Genomic DNA, 11,738 nt, shown 5'->3' on the forward strand with positions numbered 1-11,738 from the left:
ATACCCATCATCCCAAGCCCGCCGAAGGCGATGGGTATCGCTTCGCTCCACCCATCCTACGATCTACACCCGGAACAACTTCGCGTATCTTGCCTTGATCTCCTCGCTCTGCGCCTGCACCTCGGCCGGATCGGCCTTGAGCATCTTCAGCTTTTCCAGCGGCACATGCTCGGCCTTCTCCTTCACCTGTGCGTGGAACGAGCGGTGGGCGAATTCGTCGGCCAGCATCTGCTGGGTCGCAGCGCTGAAGAAGAAGCTTTGGAACAGCTTTGCCGCGTTCGGATTCGGCGCGCTCTTGAAGATGCCGCTCGGCACGATGATCAGCGGCGCGCCCTCGGCCGGATAGACCACCTCGACCGGCTTGCCCTGATCCCTGGCCAGTACCAGATTGTAGTCGTTGCCGTCGGCCATGATGGCGCGCTCGCCGAGCAGGATCTTCTTCGGTGGATCGGCCGCCGATTGCACCTGCATCACCCGCTGCTGCGCCAGTTTTTCGAGATACGGCCAGCCGAGATCACGCGCCAGCACGAAGGTCGCGGTCAGGATCGCGCCGCTGTAGCCGGGGTGGCCCTTGACGATCTTGCCGCGCCACCGCGGATCGAGCAGATCGGCATAGCTCTTCGGAGCGTCGTCGCTTTTCACCTGCTCGGTGTTGTAGCCGATCACTTCGAACCACGCGCAGGATGTCGCGTAGGTGCCATCGGGGTCGATCTGTTCGGCCGGGAAATGCTTGGCGACGTCCTCGGGCATGTAAGCCGCGAGCCAATCGTTCTTCTTCCAGTCGAGATAATGCGCAGGGTCGGTGGAATTGGCGACGTCGACGGCGTTGATGCCGCTGCCCTGCTCCTGCGCGATGCGCTGGAATATCCGCTCGGCGCCGGAGCGCTCGACCCGGACGTTGATGCCGGGATATTTTTGCTCGAAGGCGCGCCCGAGGCGTTCGGCGGTGTTCAATTCCAGCGCGCTGTAGAACGAGACCTTGCCCTCCTGCTGCGCCGCCGCGACCAGCTCAGGCGTCACCACCGACGCCGGCGGCGCGGCCGCCCGCAAGGGCTCGGCGAACACCATGCCTGCAGCCGTTGCAGCCGTCGCCTTGAGCCAATCGCGTCTCGACCATTTACGGTCTTGCATCTGCACGCTCCCTGAAACCGGGCCGTTGTCCGGCCGCGCTCTTGTTGAGGGGCGATGATAGAGCATGATCTGTGAAATGTGTGCAGCAGTTTGCTGCAGAAATCGGCTCAAATCCGCGAGCCAGACAAGAGGCGCCAATCAGTCCGAACCAATGTCACCAATCATTCGAACGCGCACCCGACGCGCATCTCCGGGGAGGTAGGACAGCGGGATATCCTCCATCTCAACCAGCTTCAGGCTCCCCCGTTTGGCTCCTGCAGCGACTGCACGACCTTCCGCCTCCGTCTGGGCGGCTGCGATAGCCTGGTCGCGTGTGACATTGGAAAATATCTGATCGACCTCACCGCTAACTTGCGCGATCGCGGCGCCCACGGCATTGGCAACGGCGTGATGCTCTACGCGAATCACCTGGTTGCATCCCTCTACCTGGTCGGGAATCAGGAAACTGCCGCCTCCCACCGCGAGAAGCGGCACATCGCCTGCCTCTGTCTTCATCCGGTCGACGCCTTCGGCGATCATATCGCCCATGCGTGCCAAACTGCGCGTCACCAAACCCGACGGCAAACCCGCCACGCGCGTCCGCTGGCCGAGATCGACGCGACCTGCCGCGCATGCAATGTCAGTCGCGGTCAGTATGTCGCCGCCGAACGCCAGGCCTTTTTCCAGCAATCGGAAGCCGACGCTGCGTGGGCCGATGCGAACGCCGTCGGCGCTGACCTCCGTCCCGCCACCCAGTCCAATCGACAACAGATCCGGCATGCGAAACAGCGTCCGCACGCCACCGATTGCCACTGCGGCGTTGGCCTCGCGCGGAAAGCCGCCCTTCAGATAGCCTATGTCGCTGGTTGTGCCACCGACGTCAACCACAACGGCGTCATTTAGTCCCGACAGGAAGGCCGCCCCACGCATGCTGTTGGTCGGGCCGGATGCAAAACTCCATACCGGAAAGCGGCTGGCCGCCTCGGCACGCATGATCGTGCCATCGTTCTGTGTCAGAAACAGTGGTGCGCTGAGGCCGCTGCCACGCAAGGCCTCAGTAAATGCGGCCACCGTTTCGTGTGCCAAATCCTGCAGGCAAGCATTGAGCAGGGTGACGTTCTCGCGTTCGAGCAGCCCGATCCGGCCCAACTCGTGCGACAAAGTGATATTGGCGTTGGGAATTTCCTCGGCCAGAATCCGCTCGGCCTCCCGCTCACATTCGGGGGTCAGCGGCGAGAAGACGCTGGTGACGCCGACCGCCGTGAGGCCGGCATCTGCCATGCGCCGCGCGGCATCCCGGATGGCGCCAACGTCGAGTGGCACGATCGCGCGGCCGTCATACTCATGCCCGCCTGCAACCATGTGGACCTGACCGCGAACGAGAGCGGCGAGATCCTCCGGCCAGTCGACGAAGGGCGGCAGGCTCGCGCTCGCGGGCAAGCCGATGCGCAGCGCGCCGACCCGGTGCAAGGCACGGCGCTCGATCACCGCATTGGTGAAATGAGTTGTCCCGATGACCACCGCCGCGACGCCGCGGCCCTGCTCGCCTGCTGCTTCAGCCAGCAATTTGCTCAATGCGGTTCTTACGCCGCCCAGCACGTCGGCGGTGGTCGCGGTTTTGATCGCAACCAGGACTCGGTTGCCGTCAATCAACACCGCATCCGTGTTGGTCCCGCCGACGTCGATGCCGATGCGCTTCATGACCGTTGCTCCGTCGGGACGGCATCGTCGAAAACTGTCACGTAGTCCGTGTCGTGGCCAAAGGCGCGCGGCCCGACATGAGCGATGCCTTTCGGTGTGCGCAGAATGGCCGGCGCCGGCAGCGCGATCACGCTGACCCGCTGGCCGTAACGCAGACTCTCGGTCCCAATAGCCTCGCCTGAGACACTGTCGAGCAGGCATATCAGGTCGGGCGTGGTCACGACCACCTGACCGTCGCGCCAACCGACGGCGTATTCATTCTGGAACGCCACCTCGAACCGGACGCCGCGATCATCGTCGATGCCTTCCATGCGTGCGGTGCCGCGCAGAAAGCCTTCCGTGGTGCGACGCTGCACGTCGGCGATTTTGCCGCGAAACAGCAGCTTGCCGTTGGCGGCGGTCAGGATCGCTGCAACCGGGTCCTCGTGCGCGCGGCGCGCGCGGCGAACTTCCCGGCCCAGGGCAATGGCCTGGGTTGTCGTGTAGAGGATGCCGTGAGCCTTTACTTCTGCGCCGCTGCGCGGCGCCTTGCAGGTCGCGGCGATCGACCCGACCTCCGTGCATACCTTGCGGCTGATCCTCTCCATCCATTTCCAGCTTGCAGCGCGGGCAACGATCACCTCGTTGTCGCGGATGTCGGCAAGCGTCAGCGGAAACATCGGCAAATCGGCGATGGCAAAGCTGGTCATCTGTGCTTCGGGGTAGGCTCGACCCATGGCGTCGGCGTCAACAACCGGCAGCCCGGTCACGGCACCCACCAGAAGCGGCTGGAAGGCGTTGCCGCCGCCAATCTCCACCGACATCACAGCGTCAAAGCGACGACCGAGGTATTCTTCCATCATCCGCACCGGCTTGGCGGCAAAGGCGGGATCGGACAGGCGCTCCTGTCCTACAAGGGGAGCTCCCATATTGGATACCACCGCGACCAACGCGTCATCGGCGAGGTCGGCGGGATCCATCAAGTTAACCTGTGACCCGTCGGCATAAAGATTGCACATGTTGAGGTAGGACAGGTATGGAGATCCTCCACCTCCGGTTCCGAGGATCCATGCCCCGGTCGCTAATGGCTCCAACTCGTCGCGTTCGATCGGTCTCATTTGCCCGCCCACATGTCGTTGGGACGATGTTACCGAGGCTCGTGCCGGGCGGCCATACGGATGAACCCTTACGGACGCGTCACAGTGGCTGATCACGGTCATGCACGCCGCATCATTGAGTGCCATGGGCCGCGCCGTTCAAAACCACGGATCGCCTTCGCTACCATTGGCCAGGCACCTCGGACGGACGTGGTACCGGATATCCTGGGAATGCTGGATGGCGTGGCCGACTACCGGGAGTTCGGCGCGCTCGACGGATTGACGGCAGCCGAGATTGCATCTCAGACGGAGCGCGGATCGGAACGGCGGTTGTATACGCGCCTGCGGGACGGCCGCCACATCGAGGCGGACACCGGCTTCGTTGTCGGCCGACTGACGGCGCTGCTGCAACGACTGGATGGCCTTGGATTCGATCTGATCGTTCTCCTGACGACAGGCGTGTTCCAGTCGTTCTCGTTGCGCACTCCGCTCGTGCATGGCCAGCGTGCGGTGGATACATGGATTGACGCCCTGGTCGTTGGCGATTGCCGCATTGGGGTGATCTATCCATTGGCAAAGCAGGCTGAGATCGACGGCCATGGCACACTGATCCAGAATGCGCATGCGGTCGCCGCCACCGGCGAAGCCGCCCGGCTAGCCGACGCAGCAGCCCAATTGGGGGCGGCGGATCTCATCCTGATGCACTCGGTCGGTTACTCCGAGGAGAACGCCCGCTGCATGGCTGTTGCCACGGGCAAACCGGTGGTCACCGCAAGACGCATCATCGTTGGTGCAATGCGACTGCACCTGTCTGAATTAGGCGCGGCTACCGGCGTCGTGCCGACCGGTTTGCCGAGCGTATCACCTGGAACCAAAGAACTCATCGATTGCTTGCCGCCCCCGTCAGTGCCTCTGACGCCGCGCGAACGGCAAGTACTGGCCTGCGTGATGGACGGAGAGCCCAACAAGGTCATCGCCCGGCGGCTCGGCATTAGCCATCGTACGGTCGAAATCCATCGCGGGAGGGTTATGAACAAATTGGAGGCAGGCTCGCCGGCCGAGTTGATCCGTCGTGCGCTGCTTCTCGGCGCCGCGGACGGCTGATCGGAAAAGCCTCGCGATAATCTCGCCCAATCGTCGCACTGATATACGTGACGGCACGTATATGGCTGGCTCAGATCAGCGAATAACGTATCGTGCTGCCAAAAATGGAGTCTGCGATGCGGCGAGTTGCCTTTGTTACCATCGGACAATCGCCGCGTAGCGACGTGTTGCCGGATATCATCGAGCAAACACAGACGCAATTCGAGGTCACCGAGCGCGGAGCACTCGACGGGCTGACCGACGACGCCATCGCCAACCTGGCACCGCAGCCAGGCGAGGAGCGGCTGGTCACTCGCCTGCGGGATGGGCGGGAGGTGCTGCTCGGCAAGCCGGCAATCGACCGCCGCTTGCATACGATCCTGGCCGAATTGGACCAGGCCAGGTTCGACCTGCTGGTTCTGCTGTGCACCGGACATTTCACCCCTTTCCACCTGCGCACGCCGTTCATCGAGCCTCAGCACACTGTTGATCACTTCGTTCAGGGCCTCGCCTATGGCGCGGAACGGATCGGCATCGTGCTGCCAAATGCAGCACAGATCGACGAATTCCACGGCATTCCCGGCCTTGCGACAAAGGCCGCGGGCGCCTCACCCTATCTTGTCGGGAACGAGGCCGCCCTGCAGCAAGCTGGTGCGTCGCTGGCCGACACCGATATCATCGTGATGCATTGCATCGGGTATACCGAAGCGATGCGCAAAGTGGTGAAGCAAGCGGCCAACCGGCCGGTTCTTGTGTCGCGCCTGCTGGTGGCGCATGCGATCGACATCGTGCTGGCATGACCGAAGGGTCCGAACTTCACCCGAAACTGTTCGAGCCGTCGACGTTGATCCTGGTGGTGGTTCTGTCGGTATTCGGCGCGATCATCGGGCTGCAACTGTTGACGACGCTGGGTGTAACCCCCAACACCTCCATGATCGGCGCACTTGTTGCGATCGGTTTGGCCCGCATTCCGCTTGCCCTATTCCAACGTTATCGATCCATTCATATCCAGAACCTGGCGCAGAGCGCGATATCGGCGGCAACGTTCGGCGCAGCCAACAGTCTGCTGCTGCCGATCGGCATTCCCTTCGTGCTGGGGCGCACCGACCTGATCCTGCCGATGTTTGCCGGCGTCGCCTGCGCGATGCTGCTGGACGGGTTCCTGCTGTATCGCATGTTCGACAGTAAAGTGTTCCCGGCCGATGGCGCCTGGCCGCCCGGCGTGGCGGTTGCAGAAGCAATTCGCGCGGGCGACGAGGGTGGTCGCAAGGCTGCGATCCTCGGGTTGGGCGTTGGCCTGGGCGCGGCTGGGTCCTGGTTTGGCGTTCCGATGTCTGCGTTCGGCATCGCCTTCATCGGCAATGTCTGGGCACTGCTGATGTTCGGTGTCGGGCTGCTGCTGCGGGGCTATTCCAAGGTCCTGTTCTCCGGCGAGATGTTCCAGTCCGTATTGCCCGGCGCAGACCTGAATGCAGCTTTGGTGCCGCATGGATTTATGATCGGCGCGGGGCTGATGGCGTTGATACAGGTGGGGGTCGTCATCTTCCGGCGCGATGTCGCCGCTGACACGAATGTTGCCCGCAGCAACAGCGTTGGACGCACCTTGGGTCTCGGCTTCCTCGCCTACCTTTGCATCGCCGTCGGAATCGCGCTCGTCGGTGGTCTTGCGAGCGACCTGTCACTCGTGATGCTGATTGCATTTGTGATTTACGCAGCATTCGCGGCGTTCGTGCATGAGTTGCTGGTCGGATTGGCCGCGATGCATTCGGGATGGTTCCCGGCCTTCGCGATCGCCCTGATCACACTGTTGGTTGGTATACTGATCGGATTTCCAATTCCAGCACTGACGCTGCTGGTGGGTTTTTCCGCCGCGACGGGTCCAGCCTTTGCGGATATGGGCTACGATCTAAAGGCTGGTTTCATGCTGAGGACAGGTCATGGTGCAGCGTTCGAGGCTGACGGGCGCCGCCAGCAACTCTACGCCGCGATGGCCGCTTTCGTGGTCGCGATCGTCGTTGTTGGCCTCACATGGAAGGGCTATTTCTCGCAGAACATGATCCCGCCGGTGGACAGGGTGTACGCGGCCACCATCAAAGCCGGCATCACCGGCCCTGCAGCTACGTCGATGATGCTCTGGGCAATACCGGGGGCGTTGCTGCAACTGCTCGGTGGTCAGAAACGCCAGCTTGGCGTCCTGTTTGCCACTGGGCTGTTGATCGCGGCTCCGTTGGCTGGTTGGGCGGTGCTGTTAGGTATCGTCTTGCGTCAGGTTTGGCTTGCGGTCCGCGGAGCCGACGGCCGCTCGGTGATGGAGGTATTTGCCGGTGGCGTGATCGCAGGAGATGCTCTGTTCTCATTCTTCAATTCGATCGCTACCAATATCTTGCGGCGTCCTTAAGTCGCACGCTGATTTCGGCTCGGGCGACAATCCGCTATGGCTCTGCGCGGCCTTGGATTGTTCAGCTGGAGCGGCGCGAACCAACGCCGGCCGCAAGCCGGCTAGGTCTTGTCCGGCGGATTGTCGCGCAGGAAGCGTTCGAGATCTGAAAGCACCGAGTAAGGCAGCGGCACCGGGTCGCCCTCCACGTCGACCGCAAGATCGAGGCAGCGCCGCAGCATGCGCGCCAATTCCGCGCGCCGGTAGGGCTTTCTCAGCAGCGGAATGCCGTGCCCGGCGCGTCCCTGCAGCGGCAGCGCGCCGTCGCTGTAACCGGAGGCGAAGAGCACCCGAAGCGTGGGCCGCCCGGCCATCAGCGTCTCGGCCAGCTGCCGGCCGTTCATGCGTCCGGGCATCACGATATCGGTGAACAGCAAATCGAACGCCGCGCCGCGCTCGACGATGGCAAGCGCATCATCGGCATTGGCCGCAACCAGAACCGTGTAGCCGAGGCCCTCAAGCTGTCCCGCGACGTAGTCGCGGATCCTGTCGTCATCCTCGACGCAGAGGATGGTCTCGCTGCCGCCGCGGACAGGCCGATCGTCCTGTTCCGCAAGATGTGTCGCGGCGCCGTCGGCCTTGGGCAGGTAGATCCTGAACGTCGCGCCATGCCCCTCCTCGCTCAGTACCTCGATCCCGCCGCCGGTTTGCTTGACGAAGCCGAACACCATGCTGAGCCCGAGCCCGGTGCCCTGCCCAACCTCCTTGGTGGAAAAGAACGGATCGAAGATCTTCTCCAGATGCGATCGCGAAATCCCGACGCCGGTATCGCCGACCTCGACCACAAGATGGTCGCCGGCCCGCTCGACGCCGCACGCCACTGCGTCGGGAATGCTAAGCTGGATGTTGCGGGTCGAAAATGTCAGCGTGCCGCCATCAGGCATGGCGTCGCGCGCGTTGATGGCGAGATTGACCAGCGCCGCGCTGAGCTGGCTGCGGTCGACGAATGCCAGCCAGGCGTCGCGGCCGAGCTCGGTCCTGATCGCGATCTGCGAGCCCAGCGTCTGCGACAATAGCCGCACCACCTCGTCGACGAGATTATTGACGTCGGTCTCGGTGGGTTGCAGCGGCTGCTTGCGGGCGAACGCCAACAGGCTCGAGGTGAGCTGCGCGCCGCGATCGGCGGCGTCGCTGATCAGCTTGGCGATCGAGGCAAGCTGCGGGTCGTCCTTGACGCCGTCGGCGAGGATCTCGATCGTGCCGGTGATCACGGTCAGCATGTTGTTGAAGTCATGCGCGATGCCGCCGGTCAATTGCCCGACCGACTCCATCTTCTGCGCCTGGATCAACTGCTCCTCGGCAAGGCGCCGCTGCGTGATGTCCCTGACAAAGGCGTTGATGACGTAACCATCGCCGCGACCCAGCGCGCTGAGCGATACCTCGACGAAGAACTGGTGGCCGTCCCGATGCAAGGCCGCGGATTCGTACCGCATGCCCATGTCCCCGGCGGCGATTTCCTGCAGGAATCGCGCGATCCGTTGCCGGTGCGCATCCCGCAGCTGTTCCGGAAACACCAGCTCCACCAGCCGGGTGCCGACGGTCTCGGACCGCGTCCACCCGGTCAGCGCCTCGGCCTGCGGGCTCCAGTCGAGGACGAACCCGTCCTGGTCGGTCTGCACGAATGCATCGAGCGCGGTCTTGACGATGGCCTGCGCCATTTGCTCGCTCTCGACCAGCGCCTGATGCGCCAGCCGCTGCGCGGTGATGTCATGAAGCACCGTGACCGCGCCGCGAAGGTTGCCGGCCTCGTCGCGCAGCGGCCGGGCATTGGCGACCAGGCAGACTTCCGAATCAGGTTGCCGAAGCCTTACGACCAGCGCGACATCGTCGACATCCTCGCCGCGCAGCGCGCGCGCCAGCGGCGTCTCCGGTATCGGCATCACGGTCTCGCCATCGGCGTAATAGCATTGGAACGTGCGGGTGCCGGTCAGGCTGTTGAAGCCGGGATCGACGCCGAACATGCACCGCGCCGCGGCGTTGACGATCACCACCGCACCATGCTGGTCAGCCACCACGACAGGATCGCGGATGCTTTCGACGGTCTTCTCCAGGAAGTTCTGCCTGGTGCCTAGCTGGCCCGACAACCCGGCGAGCGCGGTTGCGAGGCATGCGATCTCGGGGCCGCCGCCTGAAGGCATCGGCACCGGCTCGCCGCGGGACAGCCCCTCGACTGCCCGCGTCATCCGGGCAAGCGGCCGCGACAGCGACCTGCCGATCATGACGGCAATCACGAGCGCCAGCACCACGGCGACCACGCCAGCAGCGAACAGAAGAAGCGGCCAGGAGACGCCATGCACGACGCCCAACACGAGCAGGATCACGACGACGGGGGCCAGCATCCCGAGCGCCAGGCGGCCCGACAAATTCATCCCGACCAACTCATCGTTGTCAGCGGCACCGGAAAGTGGATAGGAGGACAGTATATCGGCGAGGATCGTCAGCGCCGGGCAATATCCGGTCGCTTGCTGTTGCTTAGCCGAGTTCGGCCCGGCGTTCCGCCAATTTCGCGTCCGTAGAATTACGGAGGGCGCCCGCTGTGCCGATTGATCCGGCTTGCAAGACGGGGACGTCCGAGCCGGATGAGTTACGCTTGCACCCGCCGGCGGCCGATGGCGGCAACGGCGGGCGCATCTGGTGCCTACGACATCTCTCGCGGGCAGCAGAACAATCGATTTTCTCCGCGCGCTTTTCAGCAGATCATTGCATTGTCGCCAAAGTCGCAAACGCCGCCGGCCTCGTCATGGGGCGGCGAGGAAAAGGCGCGCGGCGCCGGAATGCGGGCACTGCCGTAAATCCAGTTGTCGCTGGAAGCGATGCCTCTCGTCACGTCATGTCGCTTGGTGATCGCGTTTTCGTGAGCACCGGCAGGCATTGTGAGCAGGCCGCTCGCGATCAATCCGGCCAGCAAGAACTTGATTGTCGTCATTGGACTTCTCCTGATGGGATGCAACAGGCCAAAGAGGTTTGGCCTCTCTGGCGAGTTCGTGAGTTCACATCCCATGACGGATCGTCCCGGCGTTTCATTCCAACACCGTTGCGTGAGGTGCGTGGCAGTTCCGTCTGAAGGCTCGGACGTGGTTTTGTCGCAAATCATGCAAGAGCTATCCGAGAGGCAAACCAACCTTGGTGGGCAATCACTGAGTTGCCCGACGGCGCCAGTACGCCGCGCCCCCTCATCTCAAGCACGACTATCTCTGGAATACTGGGTCGCCCGGCCGAGCCCTACGAGATTCACACATCTGCTCGGAGTTTCCAGCCGCGAAGCATGGCCTTGAGAGCTTGCAGCCCTTGCATCATTACGATTGGTCCTGGTTTGCCGTAGTAACCGGTCCATCCACCAAGTCGCGCGCACACCCAACTGGCATACGCGAGCGATCCTTTGGGATGAGGGTTCTTCTGTTTCTCGGTCTTGCCTTCGAGGCTTTGGCAAATCGCCTCCAGCGCGGGCTGGTCCTCGGGGTCGAGCGCATCGTGCAACGGCCGCCCAGCCGTACCATCGCGCTCGCGCACCATTTGCAGCACTTGGATGGCGGCGATCAGCGTCGCGGTGGTCAGGTTCTCGAACGGCCCATCCTCAGCGATACGCACCGCCTCGATATCGAAGCCCTTGGTTTTCATCACTCGGAACACCTGCTCGATGGTCCAACGCTGACGGTAGAAGTGCGTGATCTGGAGCGCATCCGCGAGCGTGGCCACCTTATGCGTTGTCAGCAACCGCCAATGCACCGGCGTTATGCCATCCGGCGGATCAACTTCACGCGCTTCGACCAAAGTGAGCGTGACCGTCTTCGGCAGTTTTGCCGCTTCGGCGGGATGGTTGCGTTTCGGCCGCTTCAGGATGATCTCACGTGCGCGCAGCGCCAGCACCGCCTGACGGGCAGGCCGGCCCGGATTGGCCGGCAGATCAATCGTCTCGCGGCCCAGTTCAGCGACACCTTCCATGCAGTTATAGAGCGTGCCCCCACCTTCCAGCACGCGATCATGATGAGCGCGGATCAGCAGCTCGGTCTCAGTGGGACGGCAGGCGAATTCCTCGTAGATATCTCCTTCCCGGTCGGCCACGACGGTGACGCAGGCAGCTCCAGAGGTGACCAAGCTGGCCGCTGTATTTGTCGCGTCGAGCCAACGGCTGCTCTCCTTTTCAGCGAAAGGCCGCTTCTTACAGAGGTGCTTCTTGCCGCCAACGTGATTGAGGAACACCGCATCCACAAGTCCGAGCAAGCCGCCATCGTGGGCGTCTACCGCAATCATTGGATGCAGGTTCAAACTGCGCTGCTTACCATCGTCGCGCAGGGTCGTCGTATCCTGGATCGCGAGGATATGACGCTCCT

The 11,738-nt window shown here is 63.1% G+C and carries 9 protein-coding genes; 3 read left to right on the forward strand and 6 right to left on the reverse strand.

All coding sequences use genetic code 11. The features are described from left to right. Nucleotides 1-63: 63 nt before the first annotated feature. From UP10_RS19110 to UP10_RS19120, 3 genes are all read right to left on the reverse strand, one after another. Nucleotides 64-1,131: an extracellular solute-binding protein gene (locus tag UP10_RS19110; RefSeq protein WP_044588841.1), complete on the reverse strand. Its 1,068-nt coding sequence runs from the start codon at nucleotides 1,129-1,131 to the stop codon at nucleotides 64-66. 138 nt (nucleotides 1,132-1,269) lie between these two features. Continuing rightward, nucleotides 1,270-2,811, reverse strand: a complete 1,542-nt coding sequence (locus tag UP10_RS19115; RefSeq protein ID WP_044588842.1) for a hydantoinase/oxoprolinase N-terminal domain-containing protein — start codon at nucleotides 2,809-2,811, stop codon at nucleotides 1,270-1,272. Next, complete coding sequence (locus UP10_RS19120; RefSeq protein WP_044588843.1) at nucleotides 2,808-3,908, reverse strand: S-methyl thiohydantoin desulfurase family protein; 1,101 nt, start codon at nucleotides 3,906-3,908, stop codon at nucleotides 2,808-2,810. Before UP10_RS19120 ends, UP10_RS19115 begins: the two co-directional genes overlap by 4 nt. 60 nt (nucleotides 3,909-3,968) lie before the next feature. On the opposite strand from UP10_RS19120, the gene UP10_RS45885 reads away from it, so the two are divergent. The 3 genes from UP10_RS45885 (at nucleotide 3,969) to UP10_RS19135 (ending at nucleotide 7,368) form a co-directional block, all read left to right on the forward strand. Then, on the forward strand, nucleotides 3,969-4,991 hold the full coding sequence (locus tag UP10_RS45885; protein WP_283807661.1) for an AroM family protein: 1,023 nt from the start codon (nucleotides 3,969-3,971) through the stop codon (nucleotides 4,989-4,991). A gap of 92 nt (nucleotides 4,992-5,083) precedes the next feature. After that, entirely contained in the window at nucleotides 5,084-5,770 is a 687-nt protein-coding gene (locus tag UP10_RS19130; RefSeq protein ID WP_156180151.1) for an AroM family protein, read from the forward strand. Further along, entirely contained in the window at nucleotides 5,767-7,368 is a 1,602-nt protein-coding gene (locus UP10_RS19135; protein WP_044588846.1) for an OPT/YSL family transporter, read from the forward strand. The genes UP10_RS19130 and UP10_RS19135 overlap by 4 nt, the downstream gene beginning before the upstream one ends. A gap of 101 nt (nucleotides 7,369-7,469) precedes the next feature. Here the strand turns inward: UP10_RS19135 and UP10_RS19140 are convergent, their stop codons facing one another. The 3 genes from UP10_RS19140 to UP10_RS19150 all read right to left on the reverse strand — a co-directional run. Further along, entirely contained in the window at nucleotides 7,470-9,776 is a 2,307-nt protein-coding gene (locus UP10_RS19140; RefSeq protein WP_050043740.1) for a hybrid sensor histidine kinase/response regulator, read from the reverse strand. Between the two features lie 320 nt (nucleotides 9,777-10,096). Further along, entirely contained in the window at nucleotides 10,097-10,333 is a 237-nt protein-coding gene (locus UP10_RS19145) for a hypothetical protein (protein ID WP_044588847.1), read from the reverse strand. Nucleotides 10,334-10,638: 305 nt separating this feature from the next. After that, on the reverse strand, nucleotides 10,639-11,738 hold a 1,100-nt coding region (locus UP10_RS19150), incomplete at its 5' end, for an IS4 family transposase (protein WP_044585443.1).

This window comes from Bradyrhizobium sp. LTSPM299, from assembly GCF_000938235.1.
In the GTDB taxonomy this organism is placed as follows: domain Bacteria; phylum Pseudomonadota; class Alphaproteobacteria; order Rhizobiales; family Xanthobacteraceae; genus Bradyrhizobium.